Source organism: Nocardia sp. NPDC050697 (assembly GCF_040654395.1).
In the GTDB taxonomy this organism is placed as follows: domain Bacteria; phylum Actinomycetota; class Actinomycetes; order Mycobacteriales; family Mycobacteriaceae; genus Nocardia.
Window position 1 is genome coordinate 245,944 of record NZ_JBFAHY010000002.1, and the last position, 22,794, is coordinate 268,737.

Sequence of the window (22,794 nt, forward strand, 5' to 3'; positions counted from 1 at the left end):
CCTTGTGCTGGAACGGGGTCCGTCAGGACACCGGGGTCACCGGGGAACCGGCGTGGTCGAGCGTGTTCGACGTGATGTCGCCCTGCTCGCCCAGCCACCGCTCGGCGTCGATCGCGGCGCGGCACCCGGTGCCCGCGGCGGTGATCGCCTGGCGGTAGATGTGGTCCACGAGGTCGCCGACGGCGAAGACCCCGGGGATGTTCGTGGCGGTGGTCGGGTGCTGCACCTGGACGTAGCCGTCGGCGTCGAGCTCGACCTGGTCGCGCACCAGCTCGCTGCGCGGGTCGTGGCCGATGGCGACGAACAGCCCGGTGGCGGCGAGCTCGGAGGTCTCGCCGGTCCTGGTGTCCCGCAGGGTCAGCCCGGTCACCGCGGAATCGCCGTTGACCTGCACGACCTCGGTGTTCAGCACGAACTTGATCTTCTCGTTGGCCTTGGCGCGCTCCAGCATGATGCGGGAGGCGCGGAACTCCTCGCGCCGGTGCACGATGGTGACCGTGGTGGCGAACTTGGTCAGGAAGATCGCCTCCTCCATCGCCGAGTCGCCGCCGCCGACCACCACGATCTCCTGGCCCTTGAAGAAGAAGCCGTCACAGGTGGCGCAGGCGCTGACGCCGCGGCCGAGCAGCTTCTCCTCGCCGGGGACGCCGAGGTAGCGGGCGGCCGAGCCCATGGCGAGAATGATCGCGTAGGCGCGGTAGGTCTCGTCGCCGACGGTGACAGTCTTGATCGGACCGGAGAGGTCGATGGCGTCGACGTCCTCGGTGCGGATCTCGGTGCCGAAGCGCTTGGCCTGCTCGCGCATCTCGTCCATGAGGTCGGGGCCCATGATGCCCGCGCGGAAGCCGGGGAAGTTCTCCACCTCGGTGGTGGTCATGAGCGCACCGCCGAACTGGGTGCCCTCGAACAGCAGCGGCTCGAGCTCGGCGCGCGCGGCGTACACGGCGGCGGTGTACCCGGCGGGGCCGGAGCCGACGATGATCAGGTCGCGAACAGGCGTGCTCATGGTGCCCTTCCGAAGGAGTGGGACGTCGGACGTCTCGGTCAACACCAGGGTATCGGGTGGAATTCCCGGTGTGGTGCGGGCCGCTCGGGGGCGAAATCGCGGGCTGTGCGGGCGATCACCCGATATCGGTGCGGGTGAGCTGCTGCGGATCGCCGGTGGTGCAGCCGGTGCCGACCACCAGCGCGGTGACGCCGGGCGAGCGCGGGCCCGCGAGCAGGACCAGCACCGCCGGGCCGCCGCGGAAGACCACGTCGGTGGAGCCGAGCACCGGCCGTTCCAGGCCGTTGGCGGCGACGCAGCGCTGCAGGGCGGCGGCGCTGCCGAGCGCGCCGGTGACGTCGTTGCGGCCCATGACGCCGAGCGCCGCCGCCGAGGTGAGCTGGTCGCCGACGTTCAGCGCGGTCGGCGGTTGCGCGGTCGGGGTGCCGGGCTCGGTTCCGGTGCGCAGGAATGCCGCGAGTCCCGCTGCGATAGCGAGGACAACGAGCGCCGCCGCGGCGGCGGGAAGCAGATAGGTGGGGCGCCTGCGCCGGGGCGCCAGCGGAACCACGGCGCCTGCCGCGGGGGGAATGCCGGGCTCGGCTGTCGCCCCGACATCGCCGGTAGCGGGGCCGAGCCTGGTTGTCGCCTCGACATCGCCGGTGCCGGGTCCGGTTGTCGCCTCGACGCCGCTGGTGGCGGGACCGAACCTGGTCGTCGCCTGGACGTCGCCCGGATCGGGGTCGAGCTGCGCCCCGACAACGCCGGAGCCGACCGGCGGCGGCAGCGCTCCGCCCGGGGCACGGATGCCGGTCACGCCGGGAACGGCACGATGCTCGACCTGCTCGGTCGGCTCGACCCCGTCGAGATCGGTGACGAACCGCTCCAGCCGGGCGGCGATATCGGCGGGCATGGCGTGCAGCACCCGCTCCTCCGCGCCGAGGGCGCGAATCCGGGTGCGCACCTCGTCCAGCGAGCGGAGCACGCGCAGCGCGTCGGGATCGCGATCGACGGCGCTCAGCAGCTGCTCCCTGACCTCCGGCTCGAGGTTCCCCGCGTGCAGATCGGCCAGGATGTCCGCCGAGAACGGAGGCTGCGGGACCGAACGGGTCACCATCGCACCTCCGCTGTTCTCATCCGACATGGCACTCAGGTCCCCTTCGCGACGGGGGCGGTCGTCGTGTTCATCGCGCTGTGGTCCGTCACTATTAATGACGCACCGCCACTACGTCCGGTTCCCCGGGTCACGGAGATCCTCCAGCTGCTCCCGCAGCCGGAGCCGGGCACGGGCACACCGGCTCTTGACGGTGCCCTCGGCGACCCCGAGCAGCACCGCCGTCTCGGCGACGCTGAGCCCCTCCAGGTCCACCGCGACCACGGCCGCGCGCTGATCCGGCGGCAAGGTGAACAGTGCCCGCCCGAGCATCAACGAAACTTCCAATTCGGCGATTCCATTCCGGGGATCCGCCGGGTCCGGCATGGTCTCCGGCGAGAGCGAGATCGCCCGCCTGGTCTTGTTCCGCCGGATGCGGTCGAGGCAGGCGTTCACCACGATGGTGTGCATCCAGCTGCGCACCTCGGAATCGCCGCGGAAGGAGCCGGCGGTGCGGTGCGCGTTCAGCAGCGCATCTTGCAGCGAATCGGCCGCGTCCTCCCTGGTGTAGGCGATGCGCATGGCGGTCTGCCAGAGATGATCGCGGTGCCTGCGCAGCAGCTCGGCGAAGGCGTGCTGCTGACCGGCGACGTGTGCGCGCAGCAGCTCGATATCGCTCGGCGCACCGGGCTCGAACGGCCGCGACTTCCCCCCGCGGTTCACTTCGGACGACAATGCCAACCCCTTGGACAGCGCTCCCTGCGGTGCGGGCGCGGTCGCCGGCACCAGCTCCCCTGCCGAGAGCGCGCAGCGATCATAGCGTCGGTGACGATTCGGGAGCAACCGGACCGTATGGGCCGGGCAACCCCTGTTACGCAGGGATTTTCAGGGTGTGGCGTCGAAGCGGAGCTCGCCGATGGCGGTCTGGAAGCGGCCGCCGTCATTGCCGAGGCCGGTGATCCAGACCAGGACGTAGCGGGCGGCCTGGTCGGTGCGCACCGGAATGTCGGTGACGCCGTTCTCCAGCCGGGCCGAGCCGATCAGCTGGGTCTGGTCCAGCGTCGGCGAATCGGTGGGCGAGGTGCGGATCTCCACCGTGGTGCCCGCGCTCGGCGACTCGATGGCGACCGAGCTGAGCCGCGCCGGGGTGGGCAGCGTGGCCAGCAGCCCGACGCCCTTCTTGAGCGCGGGGAACTGCTGGAAGTACTGGTCGGTGCGCCAGGTGCTGGCCGGGTCGCGGTCGATCACGGCGTCGGCGTTGCCGGTGCCGTCCGGGGTGCCCTCCGGGGAGAAGACGCCGACCGCGGTGGCCGGCACCGGCGCCCCGCCGCCGGTGTTCGCGGCGGGCTCGGCCGGGCCGATCGGCGCGGCAGGCGGGGCGGAGGTCTCGCTGGTCAGGCCGATATTGTTGGACTGGTCGAGCGGCTCGGATGGCTCGCCGCCGGCGAAAAAGCTGACCATCCACCAGATCACGATGCCGACCACCAGCGCGGCCAGGATGCCCAGCCCGACCATGATCCAGAGCATGCGCTGCGAGCGCTCCCGCTCGGCGGCGAGCAGCTCGGGATCGGCGAGCGACTCCTCGACCGGCGGCTGCTGCCGCTGGCCGAGCCGCAGCACCGGGATGAAATCGGTCTTCTGGTCGACGACCGAGGCCTGCTCCAGCACGTGCTGGACGGTGGCGGCGGTGCGCACGCCCTTGTTCGACTCCAGCGAGCGCACCGCGACCGCGGAGATCTCGAAGGGCACCTCGGGCCGCACCTGGCGCGGCTCGACGGGGGTGCCGTCCTGGCCGAAGTCGGCGAGCCGGAGCCCGCCGACGGTGGCGGCCTGTCCGCTCAGCCCGCCGGAGCGGATCGGCCAGCGGGCCAGGATCAGGGCGTAGAGCATGGCGCCGAGGCCGCGCACGTCACCCTGGGCGTCGGCATCGCTGAGCGTGCCGGGGAAGGCGAGCACCGCGTCGCCGGAGGCGCTGATCCGCACTCGGTCCGGGTGGTCGATGGAGAGCGCGCCGCCGCCGCGGTGCGCCAGCTCGGCGGCCGAGGCGAGCACCCGGATGGCGCGCGCGGCGCCGATCGGCGACGGCACGGTCTCGGCCATCTCGCGCAGCGAGCGGCCCGGGGTCCACTCGGCGACCACGATGCCGCCGGAGGAGCCGCGCACCACGTCGAGCACCCTGGCCAGGCCGGGCGAGTTGATCCGGCCGAGCCGCAGCGTGCGGGAGAGGATGGCCTGCGGGCCGTCCTGCCCGGCGTTGTCGCCGGACTTCTGATCGGCGTCGACGAAGGTCAGCGCGACCTCGCGGTCCAGCTTGATGTCGAGCGCCTGCCAGAACTTGAGCCCGCGCGAGCCGCCGCAGTCGGCGAGCAGCCGGTACCGGCCGCCGGCGACCGAGGCGCCGGGAATCAGCTTGGGGCCGCGCGGGATCCGGCGGCCGGGGCCCTGCTCGCCGCCGACCGGCGGGATCGGCAGCATGCCGGTGTCGTACATGGGGTCGCGCGGCGGGTGGGCGTGCGCGGAGCCGGTGTCGGGCTGCGCGCCGGGCGGAACGGCCGCCTCCGGCGGGAGGTCGCCGGGGCCGATCCGGACCGTCGCCTGGGCGTCCGGCGTGACCGGAGCGCCCTGCGGCGCCGGGGCCTGCGGCGGCACCCGCCCGCCCGGCTCCGGCTGGGGCGGCTGCTCCGCGGGCCGATGCTCGGTGGAGAGCCCGGCGGGCCGGTTCCCTGGGGAATCGTCGGCCGGGACGCCGCCCACCGCGTCGTCGCTCACCCTCGGTCCTCCTTCGGCCGGATACGTCGAAGTCTCGTCGTCGCCACTTGTGCTTCTCTGCCGAACAGGGTACGGGAAGTGCCCCGAACCGGTACGGCCAACGGCGTCCGGCCGGATGACCGGAAGCACCATGGTCTGCGTGGAGTCCCCGTAGGGGTCGAACCGCGGGTACTCGTACTGGTCGCGGCGTTGCAGCACCCGGGTCGCCTCCTCGGCGGCGGGCGCGTCGAGGTCCAGATCGGGGGCGGGCGGGGTGATGCCGAGGCGGCGCGAGACGGCGACGGTGATCGCCACGATCTCCGGGATGCCCGCCAGCCGCATCAGCCCGAAGGCGACGCCGAACATGACGACCGCCAGGATCGCCACCCGGATCAGCGAGCCGGGGCCGCCGAACGACTCGGAGAGCTTGCCGAGCCCGAGCACCCGGTCCACGATCAGCATCACCGCGCCGCCCGCGATGGCGGCCAGCACCACCCGGGAGACCGTGCGCCCGACATTCGCCATCCGCAGATCGCCGAGGCTGCGGTGCAGCAGGTAGCCGCCGATGATCGCGCCCGCGGTGTAGCCGAGGCCGTTGGCCGCGCCGAGCATGATCACCACGTGCGAGCTGTCGCTGGAGAGCACCGGGGCGAGCGCGGAGAAGAGGATCTTCACCGCGGTGATGCCGAGGACGATCCAGGTCGGCGTCCAGGCCTGCTCGCGGGCGTAGAAGACGCGCAGGTGGATCAGCACCATGGAGTACGGGATCAGCGCGAACGCCGACCAGCTGACCGCCTGGCCGAGCCGCTCGGCGTCCTCGGCGAAGCGCGCGTAGCCGAAGAGCGCCTGGCCGACCTGCGGGCCGGCCAGGGTCAGGAAGACCACCACCGGGACCAGCGCGATCATGGTGAGCCGGGTGGCGACCGAGAGGTCGTCGACCACGGCGGGGGTGTCGTCGGCGGCGGCATTGCGGCTCAGCCGCGGCATGATCGCGGTGAGCAGGGTGACGCCGAGGACGCCGTACGGGAGCTGCAGCAGCAGCCAGGCATTGGAGTAGATCGCCGGCCCCGCCTCGTCGGCGTGCGAGGAGATGTTGTTCGCGACGATCAGCCCGATCTGGCTGATCAGCACGTACAGGATGATCGCGATGCCCATCCGGCCGAACTGCTTGAGCCGGGCGTCGATCCCCCACAGCGGGCGCAGGTCGATGCCGTGCCTGCGAATGGCGGGCAGCAGGCTGGCGGCCTGCACGAAGACGCCGGTGGTCACGCCGAGGCCGAGGACGAGCAGCTTGGAATCGCCCATGCTGACCGGGTTCAGGCTGATCTCGCCGGGGGTGAGCGCGTAGGCGCCGAGCATGACCAGCACGACCACGTTGTTCAGCACCGGCGCCCAGGCGCCGGGGCGGAAGGCCTGCCTGGTGTTCAGGATCGCGGTGAGCAGGGCCGACATGCCGTAGAAGAGGATCGCCGGGACCAGCAGGAAGGTGAGCGCGGTGGTGAGCTCGGTGTTCACCTTGCCGTCGGAGGAGACGAAGACGTGCGTCGCCAGGATCGGGGCGGAGGCGGTGGCGAGCAGCGCGGCGACGGCGAGCACCGTGAACGCCGCGGTGACCAGGCGGCGGACGAAGGCGGCGCCGTAGTCGTCGTCCTCCTGCTCCGCGCGGATCAGGGTGGGGACCACGATGGCGGTGAGCACGGCGCCGAGCACCAGCTCGGCGATCATGTTCGGGATCAGGTTCGCGGAGACGAACGAGCTGGCCACGGCGGGGCCGAGCACCGCGAGCAGCAGCAGCTGCTTGCCGAAGCCGGTGATCCGGCTGATCAGGGTTGCGATGGCGATGGAGCCGGAGTCGCGGAGCAGGCGGGCGTTCGCGCTCTCCTTGGACTCCGGGCGCTCCGGCTCGGCGGCGAGCGCGGTGCCCGCCCTGGCGGACTGCGCGTAGTGCGAGGTCGCTGGCTCGGCCGGGCGGGCGTGCTTGGGCTCGGCCGCCGGGATGCGCTGCGGGGCCGGGCGGTGCGCGGGCGCCTCGTGCGCGTGCCTGCGGTCCTGGCCCGGTTCGGCGGGGTAGCGCTGCTGGCCGGGGTGCGCGGGCTGGCGGGGAAGGCCGCCGGAGGGAGGCTGGGCGCCGGGGCGGCGCGGGGGGGCCGCGCGGCGTTGTTCGCCGGGGATCGGCTCGCCGTGCGAGAGGGGGCGGGCGTCGCGCGGAGGCTGGATGCCGCGCGGAGGCTGCGGCTCCGCACGCGGCGGAGCGACCGGCCGGCCGTGCGGTACGTGGCGGTCACCAGGGGCGGGGGCCATCGGCTCACCGCGCGGCGCGGGCGGGCGGCCCTGCGGCATGCCGCGCTCGTCGAGCGGCGGTGCGGGCCGAGGGGGGCGCTCGCCGCGCGGCGGCGCCGCTGGTCGCTCGCCGTAGTTCGGCGGCGGAACGTGCCGGTCTGCGGGCCCTGGGCCGGGCGGACGCTGCCGCGGTACAGCCCCGGAGGGCGGTGCCTGCCGACCTGCGCCGGGCCGGGCTCCCTGGGGAGAGGGTCCGGGCGGCGGCGCCTGCCTCGGCATCCCCCCGGACGGCGGCGCATCGGGCCGCGAGCGCGCGCCGGGCGGTACCGGCGGCGCCCCGGACGGCCGCGCCTGCGGCATCCCCCCGGACGGCGGCGCCTGCCGCCCCATCGCACCGCTGGGGGCGGGGCCGACTGGGCGCGGCGGCGGCGCGCCGCCATTGCGCCCCGCAGGCGGAACGCGACGCGCCCCGTCGGGCCCGCGCAACCCGGGCTCACCCCTGCTGACCTGCGGAACCTGCGGCGGCGGATCGTCACCGAACCGCTCGGTGGCACCCTCGGGCATCCCCGCTCCCCCTTCCGGATCCACCCGAGGGCGGTGCAGCTGACGTTCCCAGGGCGCGCTCGGGGCGCGGCGGATGCGCGCGCCGTCCGGCTCGTCCTCCGGGTGGGGCCGATGAGCGGTCGGATGTTCGTCGCTCATCCTGCCTCCTGCTGTACTACTCGCGCACCGTGATTGTCCCTCACCGCGGCTCCCGGCGGCGGACAGCCCGGGCGAGGAACCTCCGGTACCGGCTCACCTGGCGCTGCACCTCCGGATCGAAGGCTTCGTCGGCCGGGTCCGGCCTGCCCCGGAACCGGTGCCAGAGGCGGCGTCCGGCCAGCAGCAGGAGCAGCGTCGCCGCGCACGCGGTGATGATCGCCAGCGCCTGGCCGTAGGCGTTCGACCGCACCGACACCGAGGTCGCGTTACCCAGTGCGACACCGTCGGGAGTGGTGAGCGAGATCGGGATGACGAGATTGCGGCTGTCGTTCACCTCGGTCGGGATCTGGAAGGAGCGGGTGCCGTTCGGCGGCAGAATCTGCTCACCGGTGTCGTCGATGGAGGCGTCCGGCGGCGCCTCGATCCGGAACTTGACCCGGATCGCCACCGGCAGCTCGTTCCGCGCCACCAGCAGCAGCGGGCTCTGCTCGGAGGCGAGGGTGTAGACGCCGCCGGGGGGGAGCACGGTGACCGAGCCGTAGATCCGGTCCATGGTGCTTCCGGTGCGGTCCAGCCTGCGCTGGGCGTAGACGTCGGGCTGGGCGGTGCCGCCCGCGCGCCGGTCGGAGAGGGTGAGCGCGCGGATCAGGTCGTCGCGCAGCGGGGTCACGTACTCGGTGGGGGTGAGCTCCAGCTCCGGCACCTCGACCAGCGCGCGGGAGAGCGCGGTGATCCGGGCGCCCTGGTCGCGGATCGGCGCGACGAAGCGCTCCGGGACCCCGTCGGCGACGGCGCGCGCCAGGTGGTCCGGCTCGTACGGCCGCGGGTCGGCGGGCTGGGCGAGCAGCTCGGGCAGCGGGCGCGCGGTGGCCATGCCGCCGGTGAGCAGCGCGTCCACCTGGCGGAGCAGGGTGATGGCCTCCTCCCGGTTGGCGCCCCACTGCTGCGGCGGGACGAGCAGCTGCGCGCGCGGCCGGTCCGGCCGCGGGTTGAGCGCGGTCCAGGTGAGCGCGCCGAGCGCGTCCTGCAGCCGGGCGGTCCTGGAGTCGTTGGTGACGTCGTAGCGCACCCGGGCCGGGGTGAAGGACGGGGTCGGCGGGTTGGAGCCGACGGCGGCGAGCGCGGTGGCGGACCAGATGTCGTAGGTGACGGCGTGCAGCGACGGGTCCGGCCTGGCGCCGGGGCCCTCCCCCGCCGGGGTCTCGGCCAGCGCGGCGACCGGGGCGGCGGGCACGATGTCCGGCATCCGGACCACCTCGGGGCGCGCGGGCTCGGCGGGCGTCGGCTCGGCGCCCGCGGGGCCCTGGGTGAGGTCGTCGGCGCCGCCCGCGCCCGCCGAGCCCTGCTCGGCGACGGCGGTCTCGGCGAGCACGGCGGTGCGGATGTTCTGGTCCCGGAGCAGCCCGCCCGCGCTCGGGTCGATGCTGCCGGAGTCGGGGATGCCGACCCCGCGCAGCGAGCGCACGCCGAGGATCCGGTCGACGATGTCGGCGGGCTCGCTCACCGCCCGCGCGGTGAGCGCCGGGTCGTGCACGGCGGCCAGCGCGGTGAGGTCGGCCTGCGCGAAGGGCAGCGCGACGGTGCAGTTCGCGGCGGCGACCACGCGCAGCCGGTCCAGCCAGGCCCGCGCCTGCGCGGCGCCGCTGCCGTCCCTGGTCTGGCCGTCCGGGTCGGAGGGGCTGGCCAGCACCCGGTAGCCGTCGGTCATGGCGGCGGCGGTGAGCAGCAGGTCGGGGTCGATGGCGAGGCAGATGCTCCTGGCCAGCGGCCGGTTCCTGGCGCCGTCGACGCCGATCTCGTTCTCCAGCGCGCCGAGCAGCTGGTCCAGCCGGCCGCCCTTGCCGAGCGAGGCGGCGAGCTCGTCGTCGGTGAGCAGCACCTGGCCGCGGTCCTCGGCGGGCTCGGTCGGCACCCAGCGCGGGCGGTCGGCGAGCGGCCAGAGCACGGTGGTGGCGACCGGCGGTGCCGGGGCGGCAGGCACCGCGGGCTCGCTCCCGCCCGCGGGCGGGACGCCGAGCACCGGGAGCAGGAAGCGGGCGTCGTCCAGCCGGGCCTGGGTGCCGTAGGCGGGCTCGCCGTTCACGTTGAGCAGCAGCGGGTAGACACCGGGCTCGGTGATCTCCAGCGCGCCCTCGGAGCTGTCGGTGCCGCCGCGGACCGCGACGGTCAGGATGAACTGCTTGCGCTGCCCGGGGCTGAGCCGCTCGGCGACGTCCTGGAACGGCCCGGCGAACTCGTAGTTCACCTGGTCCAGGCGCAGGCTGCTGCGCACCCCGCCCGGCTCGGTGACGGCGGGCGCGCGCTGGATCCGGACGCTGACGTCGTCGACCACCCGGTCGCCGATATTGGTGACGGTCCCGGTCACGGTGACCACCGGGTCGCTGGCGGTGGTGACCGCGGTCGGGGTCACCGAATCCAGCGAGAGCTTGAGGAACTTCGGCACCCCGATCTGCTGGTCGGCATCGCCCGCGACGCTGGGCTGGGCCGCTGCCTGACCCGTCAGCGGGGCCACCACCAGAATCGAACCGAGGATGGTCAGGATCGCCGCGGCGATCCGGAACAGCCCGCGTGTCATCGCTTACCGGTCTCCATCCGGTCGATCAGCCGGTTGGCCACCTCGGCGAGCCGCCGTTCGTCGGCGTAGGCGAGCCGGGAGTTCAGTTCGGTCAGCGGCACCCAGGCGACCTGGGTGACCTCGACGTCGGCGTCGGACAGCTCGCCGCCGACCGAACGCAACAGGAAATGATGCACGGTCTTGTGTACCCGCCTGCCCTCGGTCACGAACCAGTAGTCGATGTTCCCGAGTTCGGCCACCACGAGTCCGTTGATGCCGGTTTCCTCGGCGACCTCGCGGATCGCGGTCTGTTCGGCGGTCTCCCCCTCTTCGATGTGTCCCTTCGGCAGCGACCAGAGCAGCCGCCCGCGCCGGTCGGTGCGGCCGATGAGGGCGGCGCTGCGCTGCTCGGCGGGGCCGTCCAGCCCGGCAACGACGAGGCCACCCGCCGAGGTCTCCCGGACGGTACGCAGCCGGGGCCGCGACCCGTCGGCGGCCGAACCGCGGCGCCGCGGTTGGCGGCGTCTGCTGTTCGCGCGATCGGCCTGAGACACCCGGTAATCCTACTGTGCGCCGCGCCGGTCGCCGCGTGACGGCGGGGGTGCGCGCGGAAAAATCCCCTCGACCCTGCTCGGTAAGCTGCTGACTCGTGGTTTCTCCGAAGTCCGACAGCCCGGCCGCAGCCGACCCGGAACGCCGAACCAGGCTGCTCGCCGCCGCCGCCGTGACGCTCGGCGGGCTCAGCCCGGTGCTGACCCCGCTCGGCGAGCTCTTCGCCGCCGGCGGGCACCGGCTCTACCTGGTCGGCGGCAGTGTGCGGGACGCGGTGCTCGGCAGGCTCGGCACCGATCTGGACTTCACCACCGACGCCCGCCCGGAGCGGGTGCAGGAGCTGCTGCGCGGCTGGGCCGACCACCTGTGGGACACCGGCGGGCTCGCCTTCGGCACCGTGAGCGCCGCCAAGGGCGACCAGCAGCTGGAGATCACCACCTTCCGCAGCGACAGCTACGACCGGGTCTCGCGCAACCCCGAGGTCACCTTCGGTACCACGCTGGAGGGCGACCTGGTGCGCCGCGACTTCACGGTGAACGCCATGGCGGTGCGGATCGCGGGCGACGGCTCGATGGAGTTCGAGGACCCGCTGGACGGCATGGCCGCGCTGCTCGCCGGCGTGCTCGATACCCCGGCCGCCCCGGAGGACTCCTTCGACGACGATCCGCTGCGCATGCTGCGCGCCGCGCGCTTCGTCTCCCAGCTCGGCTTCGCGGTGGCGCCGCGGGTGCGCGCCGCCATGATCGCCATGGCGGGCGAGATCGACCGGATCACCGCCGAGCGGGTCCGCACCGAGCTGGACAAGCTGATCTGCGGCGCGCACCCGATCGACGGCATCGACATCCTGTGCGAGACCGGGCTGGCCGACCACGTGCTGCCCGAGGTGCCTGCCATGAAGCTGGAGATCGACGAGCACCACCAGCACAAGGACGTCTACTGGCACTCGCTCACCGTGCTGCGCCAGGCCGTCGACCTGGAGGAGGGCGACCCGGACCCGGTGCTGCGCTGGGCCGCGCTGCTGCACGACATCGGCAAGCCGGAGACCAAACGCAACGAGCCGGGCGGCGGCGTCAGCTTCCACCACCACGAGGTGGTCGGCGCCAAGCTGGTGCGCAGGCGGATGAAGGCGCTCAAGTACCCCAAGCAGTTCACCGAGGAGGTCGCGCGCCTGGTCTACCTGCACCTGCGCTTCCACGGGTACGGCAAGGGGCAGTGGACCGACTCCGCGGTGCGGCGCTACGTCACCGACGCCGACGACCTGCTGCCCCGGCTGCACAAGCTGGTCCGCGCCGACTGCACCACCAGGAACAAACGCAGGGCGGCCGCGCTGCAGGCCACCTACGACGAGCTGGAGTCGCGGATCGCCGCGCTGCAGCAGCAGGAGGACCTGGCCAAGGTCCGGCCGGACCTGGACGGCAACGCCATCATGGAGCTGCTCGGCCTCGCCCCCGGCCCCGACGTCGGCAAGGCATGGCGCTTCCTCAAGGAGCTGCGGCTCGACCGCGGGCCGCTGGACCGGGACGAGGCCGAGGCCGCGCTGGTCGCCTGGTGGAAGGGGCGGAACGGCTGATCAGAAGAGGATCAGCGCCGTTCCGGTGACGATGGCCGAGCGCATCTCCGCCAGGTCGAACGAGGCGCTCACCGCGGGCACCTCGGCCCGGAAGCGCACCAGCTCGCCCTCGCGGGTGCCGTAGACCACGCGGGCGTCGAAGGGCAGCTCGGCCAGCGGCACCGTGGTGGTGCCGAGCATCCGGCGCGGTACCGGGATCCCGGACCAGCGGGCTTTGTGCACGTCGATGGTGAGCGCGCCCTCGCGGATCTCGGCGTCCACCCAGGCGGTGATCCGGCGGCGCCGGTGCGTGGCCCGGATCCGGCCGTCCGGCTCGGCCGCCAGCGTCCACTCCAGCTGCCTGGTGCCGAGCCATTCCAGCAGCGCGGCGGTGCGCACGGTGCCGTCCACGTCCACCCGGGCGGCGCGCAGCCGGGTCGGCACGCCGGGGACCAGCCGGACGCCGTGCGCGATCACGGTGACGGTCTCGATCGGGTGGCCGTCCCAGCGCAACCCGGCGAGCACGGTCTTGGTCTGGAAGTGCGCACCCATCCGGCGCACCTTGAGCACCTCGAGGGTGGCGTGCAGCTCGTGGCCGAGCACGGTGGCGTCGATGGCGCGGCCGCCGAAGCGGCTCAGGATGCCCTCGCTGAGGAGCGTCATCAGCACGTCGGGCATGAGCGCGGTGACGGTGCCCGCGCCGAAGTCGGCGACCGGGTCCACCCAGGCCGTGGTCGCCGCGACCCACTGGGTGGCCCAGGACTGGTCGAGGAGCTTCTTGCCCACGTCCATGGCGCGCAGCGGCGACCAGAGCGGAAGCGCCGACCAGGATCTCGGATCGAAAGTGGCCATGACCGATCCGAGCGTAGCCGGGGAGCGTGAACGGGGGTATACCGCAGTGGCTTCGGGCACATGTCCGATTCCGCGCGGCGGCGGCGGCGCGGCTGCGATCCTGGACACTCCCTGCCTGCCATCGAGGAGGAGCGCCATGAACCGGGATCCGGCCTTCGACATCCGCCCGGCGGGCGAGACCGCGCTGCTGCTCACGCTCGCGCCCGGCGCCGACCCCATCGCCCTTGCCGAGCACCTGACCGCCCGCGCGGTGCCGGGGGTACTCGAGCTCGTGCCCGCCGCCGAGACCGTGCTGGTACTGGTGCGCTCCGCCGCGGCGCTGGAGCGGGTCGCCGACGCGCTCACCCGGATCGCCGCCGAACCGGGCGCCCATGTTTCCCGTGAAACCGCCGGCTCCGCCGAGCCGCTCGAGGTGCCGGTGCGCTACGACGGCGCCGATCTGGACGCCGTCGCCGCGCAGCTCGAGCTGACCACCGCCGAGGTGATCGCCGCGCACACCGGGGTGCTCTGGCAGTGCGCCTTCGTCGGGTTCGCGCCGGGGTTCGGGTACCTGCGCGCGCCGGACGGCCGGCTCGCCGTTCCGCGCCGGGACCGCCCGCGCACCGCCATCCCGGCCGGGTCGGTGGCGCTGGCGGGCGGGTACAGCGCCGTCTACCCCCGCGCCACGCCCGGCGGCTGGCAGCTCATCGGAAGTACCGACCTGGCGTTGTGGGATCTGCGCCGCGAGCCGCCCGCGCTCATCCACCCCGGCACCACGGTTCGCTTTGTCTCAACCCGGGGCGCAACGCGCGTTGCGGGTGCGGAGCGACCCGCGACCGCCGCGGTGAGCGACCCCGCTGTCCTGGTCGAACGGGTCGGCCCGGCGGTCACGGTGCAGGATCTCGGCCGTCCGGGGTGGACCGATTCCGGGGTCGGGCGCTCCGGCGCGGCCGACCCGGCGGCGCTCGCGCTGGCCAATCGGCTGGTCGGGAATCCGGAGACCGCGGCCGCGCTGGAGGTGCTCGTCGGCGGGCTGGTCCTCCGCGCCCGCCGCCGGATCACCGTCGCGGTGACCGGGGCGCCGCTGCCCGCGACCGTGGACGGGGTGCCGGTCGGGCACGCGAGCGTGCTCGCGCTGGCGGCCGGGTCGGTGCTCGCGCTCGGCGCCACCGCGGTGGGGTTGCGCGGGTACGTCGCGGTGCGCGGCGGGATCGAGGTGCCCGCGGTGCTCGGCTCGCGCAGCCGGGACACGCTCGCCGGGCTCGGGCCGCGACCGGTGGCGGCGGGCGACGAGCTCCCGATCGGGCCGCCGCCTGCGGCCTGGCCGATCGTGGATCAGGCCCCGGTGCCGCCGCTGCCGGCGGCGCCGGTTCCGGTGCGGGTGCGGCCCGGGCCGCGGGACACCTGGTTCGCCGACCCGGCCGCGCTCTTCGCCGGCGAGTGGCGGGTGACCAGCGATGTCGACCGGGTCGGGGTGCGGCTGGAGCGCAGCCGCGGCCCGGCGCTGGAGCGCGCGATCACCGCCGAGCTGCCCACCGAGGGGCTCCCGCTCGGCGCCATCCAGGTGCCGCCCGGCGGCGAGCCGGTGATCATGCTCGCCGACCACCCGGTGACCGGCGGCTACCCGGTGATCGGCGTGGTGGCCGCCGCCGACCTCGGTACCGTCGCGCAACTGCGCCCCGGCACGGCCCTCCGCTTCCGCCCGCTCAGCGCGGCTCGTTCAGCCGGGCGTGCATGAGGTAGACGTTGTAGCTGTCCCAGGCCGAGAGCAGGAAGTAGAGGTCGGTTCCGGTGGACCACGGGTGGATGAAGCCGCCGTAGGCCTTCGGGTAATCGGCGGTGAAGACCAGCGGCACCGGATCGCTCCAGACGCCCTGCGGCTCCTTGGCGGTGCGCAGCACGATGGCGCCGCGCATGCTGTCCAGGTAGGTCATCTGCCACTGGCCGGAGGCCGCGTCGTAGCGCACCGAGAGCTCGCTGGCCACGCCGAGGAAGAGCGGCGTCGCCGCGTTCTCCGCGGCCGAGGCCCAGCTGCCGTTCACCCAGTACTGGTATGCGGACTTGTTCCGCACGTCCGCCTTCGCCACCCGGGCCAGCCCGGCCACGCCGATCCGGCCGTTGGGCGTGCCGAACAGGTAGACGTAGTCGTCGTGCGGCACCATCGCCGCCACCTGGAATCGGCCGAGCCCGAAGAGGTTCTCCCACTTCGCGTGCTGATCCTTGGTCCAGGTGCGGCCGCCGTCGTCGGACCAGGCGAGCCCGCCGTGGTTGGTCCACCAGAGCCCGGGGATCCGGCTCCACCGGTTCACCGACATGTAGCTCAGGTACTGCCGGTCGCCGAGCGCGAAGCCGGAGGTCGGGATGGTGGTGGTCTCCCAGTTCTTGATCTTGCGGCTGCCGAGCACCTCGGCGGCGTGGCACGGGCTGTCCTGCACCATGGTGTCGATGGTCATGCCGTCGGCCAGGTCGCGGTCGGTGCTGAAGCCGAGCACATTGCTGCGCCAGTCCTCGTCCACCGTGCCGACGCCGCCCGGCCCCCAACCCTCGCCGAAGGTGTCGCCGAAGACCACGGCCACCTCGCCGGGCCTGCTCTCGTAGACGAAGCCGAGGTCGGTGCCATCCACCGACCAGCGCATATCGGTGCGGTTCTCGGAGCCGGGGCCGGTCACCTGCCGCACCACCCCGACCTCCGCCACCGAGCGCGCGGCCACCGGGGCGGCGACCGGGCCCGGCTCGACCGGGTTCACCACCGGCGGCGGGGCGGGCTGCGGCTCGGGGCCTCGGCCGCCCGGCACCGGGATCGGGATGGGCTCGATCTCCGGCTTGATCACCACCCGGGGCAGCTTGATCGGCTCGCTCGAGCCACTGCCGCTGGAACCGGCGCTGCCGGAGCCGGAGTCCGGCTTCTGCTGCGGCGCGGCGCCGGGGTGCGGGTCGGGGTCGGTGCCGGTGGACGGCTCCTCCGGGTGCACCGAATCGCGGACGTCGGGGCACGGGTTGTGGCACGGGTCGGCGGGCAGCGGTGGCTGGTCGACGCGGGTGTCGTTCTGCGGCGGGTCGGGCAGCGGGACCGGGGTGAGCTCCGGCCAGACAACCGGGATCTCGATGGTCTCCGGGATCTGGATCGGCGGCGCGGGCGGCGCGTTCGGGTCGGGGGCGCGGAGCAGCGGGTCGAAGCCGGTCTCACCGCAGCTGTTCACCGGCGGCGGCGCCCACGGGTGCGGCGCGGCCTGCGCGTTCGGCATGCCGAAGGTCCCGGCCAGCACCAGCGCGGACATCAGCGGTACGCGCTTTCCGGCACGACCCATCTGGGTAGCTCTCCTGTCGTCGAGGGGGAAGTCGAGCACGGGGAACGGCCGAGCAGGCCACAACCTACCCGGAACCGGCGTCCGGCGTGCCGCGTCCAAGCCGTTATGAGCGAGATCGAGTACCTCTTCGGAACCGGCGACGGTGTGCCGCACGGCTGGTCGAGCCCCGCCGACCTGTCGCTCGGCGGTACGCTCGACGCGGTGCGGCTGGATTTCGACGGGGACGGGCTGCTCGACGACGCGCTGTGGGATGCCGATCGGGACGGGGTCGCCGAGCTGGCCGCGCTCGATCTCACCGACGACGGCGTGCTCGACCACTTCTACACCGACCCCACCGCCCTCGGCACCTGGAATCACCAGGTCACCGGGGTGCCGGAGGATGCGGCGGTGGAGCCGCTCGGGTGGACGGTCCGAGTCGAGCCCGGTGCGGGGGCAGCGCGGCCGGATGTCGCGTGGCCCGCGAAGCCGGGCGTTCCCGCGCCACCGCCGGATATCGCGTGGCCTGCGCCGACCGATGTCATCACGCCGCAGCCGGGTACCGCGTGGCCGGTGCCACCGCCGCTTCCCGGGGTCAGGAGCTCGCTTCCGGCGCTGCGCTGAGACGCGCCTACCCGCAGGGCACCCGCACCTCGGCGCGGGCCCGGCGGCCGGTGAGCAGGACGGCGGTGATCCCGGCCAGGTAGCAGCCGGCGCCCGCCAGCACCACCGGGAGCGAGCGCCCGTCGGCGGGCACCACGGCGGCGGTCGCGGCCAGCGCCAGTACGAAGGTGATGTTGAAGACGGTGTCCTGCAGGGCGAAGACCTGGCCGCGGTGCGTGTCGTCGATATCCAGCTGCATGGTGGCGTCGCCGGTGAGCTTGATGGTCTGCCCGGCCAGCCCGAGCAGGAAGGCGCCGGCCAGCAGCAGGTACTGGGCGCGCTGCGCGGCGGGGCCCGCTTCGGCGACCGCGATCGGCGTCACCAGGGTCAGCTGCACCACGGTCGCCAGCACCAGCCCGGCCAGTACCGTGCGCGGGCGGCCGAGCCGGGGAATCAGGAGCGGGGTCAGCACGGCGGCCAGCAGCATGCCGGCGGCGGTCACGCCGATCGCCACCCCGAAACCGAGCAGCCCGGAGCCGACGCCCGCCTCCGCCGAGTCCGGGCGGCGCAGTACCAGCACCATGACCAGGGTATTGATCCCGAAGACGACGCGGTGCGCGCCGATGCCGAACATGGCGGTGGTGACCTCCGCCGAGCGCCATACCGCGACCGCGCCGGTGCGCAGCCCCGCCGCCACCGCGCGCGCCGTCGCCGTGAAATCGGCCGGGCCGGAATCGCCCGCGACTTCGGCATCGAGATCTACGCCCGGCCCCAACCGCCCCGGGGGGAACCCCGCGACCAGCAGCGCGCCGAGCAGCGGCCCACTCCCGGCCACCGCGACCGCGAGGGCCGACGCGGTATCACCCGCCCCGACCATGCCGATGACCGTGACCGCCACCGCGGCCCCACCCGCCGCGCACCCGGACGCCACCGTGGCCAGCACCGAGTTCGTCGGCACGAGCAGCCGCACGGGCAGCACCAGCGGCAGCGCCGCGGAGACCCCGGCGGAGACGAACCGGCTGATCCCGACCACCGCGAGCGCACCGACCAGCAGCAGCTCGGAGGAGGCCCCGCCGAGCAGGCTCAGGCTCACCGCGACGATGAGCAGCAGCCGCAGCAGGCTCGCGCCGAGCAGCACCCGGCGCCGATCCCAGCGGTCGAGCAACGCCCCCGCGTACGGCCCGATCAGCGAGTACGGCAGCAGCAGCACCGCGAACCCGGCCGCGATGGCCGCCGGATCGGTCTCCCGCTCGGGGTTGAAGAGAATGGCGCCGGAGAGCGCGGCCTGGAACACCCCGTCGCCGAACTGCGCGGCGAACCGCACCAGGGCCAGCCGCAGCGCGGCGGGGTACGCGCGGACCGCGCCCGCACCCGAATCCCATCGCCCCCGCACACCGGTCACGGGGCGAGGCTACCGGTCACGAGGCCCGCGGCTCCTCGACGAGGGCCCGCACCGCCTCCCGCACGTCCGCCGCCATCGGCAGCCCGGAGAGCGATTCCGCGTCGATCCAGGCATGGTCGTCGTGTTCGCCCGGCGCCAGCGCGACCTCGCCCGGCTCGGTCTCCACCAGGAATCCGAATTTCCGCACGCGGGCCCGGCGCCGGGTCGCGTAGTCGGTGGCGCCGAGGTATTCGGTGATCCGCCGCAGCCGCAGCCCGGATTCCTCCAGCAGTTCCCTGGCTACCGATTCCGCGAATGTCTCGCCGGATTCCACCCCGCCGCCGGGCAGCTCGTACAAACCGCCCCGGTAGTCGCCGGGCACCCGCCGGACCACCAGCAGTTTGTGTTCGCGGAACACCGCCACGCCGACCACGAAATCCGAAATTCCGTCACGCGCGGCGGTATCCCGGAGTTCGCGCTCCAGCCGTTCGAGCACTTCGGGTCGCATTACCCGCCACCTCCGCTCACGTTGTGCCGCTGGGCATCCCGCCCTCCGCCCAGCCGTTCCCCCGCACCGGTTCGTCCACTTTGCCGTATACCGATGGCATCGGGCGAATCGCGCCCGCTTCGTCACGGTCCGTTCATGTGGTGGTCGTCCGCGTAAAGTCCGAGGCGCCGGACTTTTCACGAGGAATTCGGGGAACCGCGACCACGGGTGCTCCTAGCCTGAAGAAAGACCGAGAGGAGGGCGGGTGTCCACGCTCACCACACCGCACATCGAGATCCATCGGGCCGGCGATCGGATGAAGACCCGGATCGCCTGGCTGGATTCCAAGCATTCCTTCTCCTTCGGCCCGCACTACGACCCGGAGAACACCCACCACGGGCTGCTGCTGGTGAACAACGACGACGTGGTGGCGCCCGGCCAGGGTTTCGAGACGCACCCGCACCGGGACATGGAGATCGTCACCTGGGTGCTGGAGGGCAGCCTGGTGCATCAGGACTCGCTCGGCCACAGCGGCGTCGTCTACCCGGGGCTGGCCCAGCGCATGAGCGCGGGCACCGGCATCCTGCACTCGGAGAAGAACGACTCCTGGCGCGCCGACCCGCGCTTCACCGCGCACGACGAGCCGGTGCACTTCGTCCAGATGTGGGTGGTGCCGGACGAGCCGGGGCTGACCCCCGGCTACGAGCAGCGCGAGATCGACGACGAACTCGCGCGGGGCGGGCTGATCACGGTGGCCTCCGGCATGCCGCGGCACCGCGAGCACGCCGCCATCGCGCTGAACAGCTCGCACGCCGCGCTGCACGTGGCGCGGCTGGCGCCGGAGCAAACGGTGCAGCTGCCGGACCCGCTCTACCTGCACGTCTTCGTGGCGCGGGGCGAGGTCACGATGGAGGGCGCCGGCCCGCTGGACGAGGGCGACGCGGTGCGCGCGAGCCGCACCGGCGGCCAGCGGATCACCGCGCTGCGCCCGTCCGAGGTGCTGATCTGGGAGATGCACGCGCGACTCGGCGCGGGCTGAACGTCGCTGATCGGACATCTTTCCCTGGGATCATTAACATCCCATCCCTACCGGTGCGATCCATTCGGCGAGCGCCTACCGCACCGCACCGGTCCGGCGCACGGCACCCGAACCGAGAGGACAGCCATGTCGCACTACCCGCCCCCGGGCCAGTACCCGCCGTCCGGGCAGTACCCCCCGCCGCCCGGCCAGCCCGGCCAGCCCGGCTACTGGCAGGAGTCGCCCAAGGGCAAGGGGCTCGCAATCACCGCCCTGGTCCTCGGCATCATCGCGCTGCTCAGCTGCTGGACGCTGGTCGGCGGCATCCTCTTCGGCGTCTTCGCCATCATCTTCGGGCTGATCGCCGGGATCAAGGCGCGCAACGGCACCGCCGGTGGCGGCGGCATGGCCGTCGCCGGCGCGCTGCTCGGCCTGGCCGGCATCGTGATCAGCGTGGTGATCGGGCTGTTCTTCTGGAACATCTTCGAGGACGCCGGCTTCACCGACTTCGTCGACTGCGTCAGCAGCGCCGGCAACGACCAGGCCAAGGTGCAGCAGTGCGAGGACGAGTTCAACCAGAACGTCCAGGACCGGTTCAGCATCACCGTCACCCCCGGCCCCACCAACTGACCCCACCCCGGAAGGGCGGGTGCGTCGGCATACTGGATTCGTGACCTCCGATGAACTCACCCGTCCTTCCGGTATCGATCTCAGCTACCTCGACGAGGGCGTGCGAGCGCAGGACGACCTGTTCACGCACGTCAACGGCAAGTGGCTGGCCGAGTACGAGATCCCCGCTGACCGCGCCGTCGACGGCGCCTTCCGCACCCTGTACGACCAGGCCGAGCGGGACGTCAGGGCGATCATCCTGGAGGCCGCCGACTCCGCGGCGCCCGCCGGCAGCGACGCCCGCCGGATCGGCGACCTCTACCGCAGCTTCATGGACGAGGCCGCGATCGCCGCGGCGGGGGCACAGCCCATCGCCGACGAACTCGCCGCGGTGGCCGCGGTCGCCGATCGCTCCGGCTTCGCGGCGCTGCTCGGCCGGCTCCAGCGCACCGGGGTGCGCGGCGCGGTCGGCGTCTACGTCGACACCGACGACAAGGACTCCTCCCGCTACCTGGTGTACCTGACCCAGTCCGGGATCGGTCTCCCGGACGAGTCGTACTACCGCGGCGACGAGTACGCGAGCATTCGCGAGGAGTACGTCGCGCACATCGGCCGGATCTTCGCGGTCGCCGCCGCCGACGAGCGGGTGCGCCCGCTGCTCCCCGCCGAGCTGGACGGCATCGGCACCCGCATCCTGGAGCTGGAGCGCACCCTCGCCGCCGGCCACTGGGATGTGGTGCGCCGCCGCGACGCCAAGGCGAGCTACAACCCCACCACCCTCGCCGCGCTCGCCGCCGAGCACCCCGGCTTCGACTGGGCCGCCTGGACCGATGCGCTCACCGCCGGGCTCGGCCGCGCCGGCTCGGAGATCTTCGCCGAACTCGTGGTGCGCCAGCCCGGCTACCTCGGCGCCTTCGCCGCCGCCTGGGCCGAGCGTCCGCTCGCGGACTGGCAGGCCTGGGCCGCCTGGCAGGTGCTGCGCGCCCGCGCCGCCTACCTCACCGACGAGCTGGTCGCCGAGAACTTCGCCTTCTACGGCCGCACCCTGACCGGCGCCACCGAGAACCGGGAGCGCTGGAAGCGCGGGGTGGCGCTGGTGCAGGAGCTGCTCGGCGAGGCGGTCGGCAAGCTCTACGTGGCCAGGCACTTCCCGCCGGAGGCCAAGGACCGGATGCTGGGGCTGGTCGGCAACCTGCAGGAGGCGTACCGGCGCAATATCGCCGAGCTGCCCTGGATGAGCCCGGAGACCAGGACCGCCGCGCTGGCCAAGCTGGAGAAGTTCACCCCCAAGATCGGCTACCCGGACAGCTGGCGGGACTACTCCTCGATCGTGATCGACCCCGCCGACCCGGTCGGCAACTACCGCCGCGGCTACGCCGCCGAGTTCGACCGCGACCTCGGCAAGCTGGGCGGCCCGGTGGACCGCGGCGAGTGGTTCATGACCCCGCAGACGGTGAATGCCTACTACAACCCCGGCATGAACGAGATCGTCTTCCCGGCCGCCATCCTGCAGCCGCCGTTCTTCGACATGCACGCCGACGACGCCGCCAACTACGGCGGCATCGGCGCGGTGATCGGCCACGAGATCGGGCACGGCTTCGACGACCAGGGCGCGGAGTACGACGGCGACGGCAACCTGGTCGACTGGTGGACCGATGCCGACCGCGCCGAGTTCGGCACCAGGACGAAGGCGCTGATCGCGCAGTACGACGTGCTCTCCCCGCAGGCGCTGCCGGACGAGAACACGGTGAACGGCGAGTTCACCATCGGCGAGAACATCGGCGACCTCGGCGGGCTCTCGATCGCGCTGGCCGCCTACCGGATCTCGCTGGACGGCGCCGAGCCGCCGGTGCTCGACGGCCTCACCGGGCTGCAGCGGGTCTTCTACGGCTGGGCCCAGGTGTGGCGCACCAAGGCGCGGCCGGAGGAGGCGATCCGCAGGCTCGCGGTCGACCCGCACTCCCCGCCGGAGTTCCGCTGCAATGCGGTGGTCCGCAATATCGACAGCTTCCACGAGGCGTTCGAGGTGCGGCCCGGCGACGGGCTCTACCTGGAGCCCGCGGAGCGCGTGCAGATCTGGTGAGAACGACGAACGCCCCCGGTCGCGGAGACCGGGGG

At 73.4% G+C, this 22,794-nt stretch carries 16 protein-coding genes; 6 read left to right on the top strand and 10 right to left on the bottom strand.

The window, feature by feature from the left end:
* Positions 1–22: 22 nt before the first annotated feature.
* The 6 genes from trxB to AB0H71_RS08730 form a co-directional block, all read right to left on the bottom strand.
* The gene (gene trxB / locus AB0H71_RS08705; RefSeq protein ID WP_357016797.1) at positions 23–1,006 is read right to left on the bottom strand and encodes a thioredoxin-disulfide reductase; all 984 of its coding nucleotides are present in this window, start codon (positions 1,004–1,006) and stop codon (positions 23–25) included.
* 115 nt (positions 1,007–1,121) lie between these two features.
* Positions 1,122–2,102, bottom strand: a complete 981-nt coding sequence (locus AB0H71_RS08710) for a hypothetical protein (protein ID WP_357016800.1) — start codon at positions 2,100–2,102, stop codon at positions 1,122–1,124.
* A 108-nt stretch (positions 2,103–2,210) separates the two neighbouring features.
* Positions 2,211–2,813 (bottom strand): RNA polymerase sigma factor SigM, encoded by a 603-nt coding sequence (sigM, locus tag AB0H71_RS08715; protein ID WP_357016803.1) that lies wholly within the window; start codon positions 2,811–2,813, stop codon positions 2,211–2,213.
* A gap of 150 nt (positions 2,814–2,963) precedes the next feature.
* Positions 2,964–7,166: a lipid II flippase MurJ gene (locus tag AB0H71_RS08720; protein WP_357016805.1), complete on the bottom strand. Its 4,203-nt coding sequence runs from the start codon at positions 7,164–7,166 to the stop codon at positions 2,964–2,966.
* A gap of 682 nt (positions 7,167–7,848) precedes the next feature.
* Positions 7,849–10,383: a DUF6049 family protein gene (locus AB0H71_RS08725; RefSeq protein ID WP_357016808.1), complete on the bottom strand. Its 2,535-nt coding sequence runs from the start codon at positions 10,381–10,383 to the stop codon at positions 7,849–7,851.
* Positions 10,380–10,916, bottom strand: coding sequence for an NUDIX hydrolase (locus AB0H71_RS08730; RefSeq protein WP_357016811.1), 537 nt, complete (start codon positions 10,914–10,916; stop codon positions 10,380–10,382). The genes AB0H71_RS08725 and AB0H71_RS08730 overlap by 4 nt, the downstream gene beginning before the upstream one ends.
* A gap of 95 nt (positions 10,917–11,011) precedes the next feature.
* Between AB0H71_RS08730 and AB0H71_RS08735 the strand changes: the two genes are divergently transcribed.
* Positions 11,012–12,484, top strand: a complete 1,473-nt coding sequence (locus AB0H71_RS08735; RefSeq protein ID WP_357016813.1) for a CCA tRNA nucleotidyltransferase — start codon at positions 11,012–11,014, stop codon at positions 12,482–12,484.
* Here AB0H71_RS08735 and AB0H71_RS08740 read toward each other — a convergent pair whose 3' ends face one another.
* Positions 12,485–13,315 (bottom strand): hypothetical protein, encoded by an 831-nt coding sequence (locus AB0H71_RS08740; protein ID WP_357016816.1) that lies wholly within the window; start codon positions 13,313–13,315, stop codon positions 12,485–12,487. It abuts the gene before it with no gap.
* A gap of 136 nt (positions 13,316–13,451) precedes the next feature.
* Between AB0H71_RS08740 and AB0H71_RS08745 the strand changes: the two genes are divergently transcribed.
* Positions 13,452–15,032, top strand: coding sequence for an urea amidolyase family protein (locus AB0H71_RS08745; protein WP_357016819.1), 1,581 nt, complete (start codon positions 13,452–13,454; stop codon positions 15,030–15,032).
* Here the strand turns inward: AB0H71_RS08745 and AB0H71_RS08750 are convergent.
* Positions 15,001–16,572, bottom strand: a complete 1,572-nt coding sequence (locus AB0H71_RS08750; protein WP_357016821.1) for a DUF4185 domain-containing protein — start codon at positions 16,570–16,572, stop codon at positions 15,001–15,003. The two genes, AB0H71_RS08745 and AB0H71_RS08750, sit on opposite strands and share 32 nt — an antisense overlap.
* 135 nt (positions 16,573–16,707) lie before the next feature.
* Here AB0H71_RS08750 and AB0H71_RS08755 point away from each other — a divergent pair, with 135 nt between their 5' ends.
* Complete coding sequence (locus tag AB0H71_RS08755; protein ID WP_357016823.1) at positions 16,708–17,202, top strand: hypothetical protein; 495 nt, start codon at positions 16,708–16,710, stop codon at positions 17,200–17,202.
* A 7-nt stretch (positions 17,203–17,209) separates the two neighbouring features.
* Here the strand turns inward: AB0H71_RS08755 and AB0H71_RS08760 are convergent, their stop codons facing one another.
* Positions 17,210–18,574, bottom strand: a complete 1,365-nt coding sequence (locus tag AB0H71_RS08760) for a hypothetical protein (protein WP_357018423.1) — start codon at positions 18,572–18,574, stop codon at positions 17,210–17,212.
* Between the two features lie 25 nt (positions 18,575–18,599).
* Complete coding sequence (locus tag AB0H71_RS08765; protein WP_357016825.1) at positions 18,600–19,070, bottom strand: NUDIX domain-containing protein; 471 nt, start codon at positions 19,068–19,070, stop codon at positions 18,600–18,602.
* 244 nt (positions 19,071–19,314) lie between these two features.
* Between AB0H71_RS08765 and AB0H71_RS08770 the strand changes: the two genes are divergently transcribed.
* The 3 genes from AB0H71_RS08770 to AB0H71_RS08780 all read left to right on the top strand — a co-directional run bounded on the left by AB0H71_RS08770 (position 19,315) and on the right by AB0H71_RS08780 (position 22,759).
* Positions 19,315–20,088 carry a pirin family protein gene (locus AB0H71_RS08770; protein ID WP_357016828.1) on the top strand — a complete coding sequence of 258 codons (774 nt, stop codon included), beginning with the start codon at positions 19,315–19,317 and terminating at the stop codon, positions 20,086–20,088.
* Between the two features lie 126 nt (positions 20,089–20,214).
* Positions 20,215–20,697, top strand: a complete 483-nt coding sequence (locus AB0H71_RS08775) for a DUF4190 domain-containing protein (protein WP_357016831.1) — start codon at positions 20,215–20,217, stop codon at positions 20,695–20,697.
* A 40-nt stretch (positions 20,698–20,737) separates the two neighbouring features.
* A complete protein-coding gene (locus AB0H71_RS08780; protein ID WP_357016833.1) occupies positions 20,738–22,759 on the top strand; it encodes a M13-type metalloendopeptidase in 2,022 nt (673 codons plus the stop codon).
* The last annotated feature ends 35 nt before the right edge of the window (positions 22,760–22,794 follow it).

What these genes read in the sequence shown, in the direction of transcription:
- trxB (WP_357016797.1), bottom strand. Translation starts at nt 1,006, where the DNA reads ATGAGCACGCCTGTTCGCGACCTGATCATCGTCGGCTCCGGCCCCGCC.
- AB0H71_RS08710 (WP_357016800.1), bottom strand. Translation starts at nt 2,102, where the DNA reads ATGGTGACCCGTTCGGTCCCGCAGCCTCCGTTCTCGGCGGACATCCTG.
- AB0H71_RS08720 (WP_357016805.1), bottom strand. Translation starts at nt 7,166, where the DNA reads ATGCCGCAGGGCCGCCCGCCCGCGCCGCGCGGTGAGCCGATGGCCCCC.
- AB0H71_RS08725 (WP_357016808.1), bottom strand. Translation starts at nt 10,383, where the DNA reads ATGACACGCGGGCTGTTCCGGATCGCCGCGGCGATCCTGACCATCCTC.
- AB0H71_RS08740 (WP_357016816.1), bottom strand. Translation starts at nt 13,315, where the DNA reads ATGGCCACTTTCGATCCGAGATCCTGGTCGGCGCTTCCGCTCTGGTCG.
- AB0H71_RS08745 (WP_357016819.1), top strand. Translation starts at nt 13,452, where the DNA reads ATGAACCGGGATCCGGCCTTCGACATCCGCCCGGCGGGCGAGACCGCG.
- AB0H71_RS08750 (WP_357016821.1), bottom strand. Translation starts at nt 16,572, where the DNA reads ATGTCCGCGCTGGTGCTGGCCGGGACCTTCGGCATGCCGAACGCGCAG.
- AB0H71_RS08755 (WP_357016823.1), top strand. Translation starts at nt 16,708, where the DNA reads ATGAGCGAGATCGAGTACCTCTTCGGAACCGGCGACGGTGTGCCGCAC.
- AB0H71_RS08765 (WP_357016825.1), bottom strand. Translation starts at nt 19,070, where the DNA reads ATGCGACCCGAAGTGCTCGAACGGCTGGAGCGCGAACTCCGGGATACC.
- AB0H71_RS08775 (WP_357016831.1), top strand. Translation starts at nt 20,215, where the DNA reads ATGTCGCACTACCCGCCCCCGGGCCAGTACCCGCCGTCCGGGCAGTAC.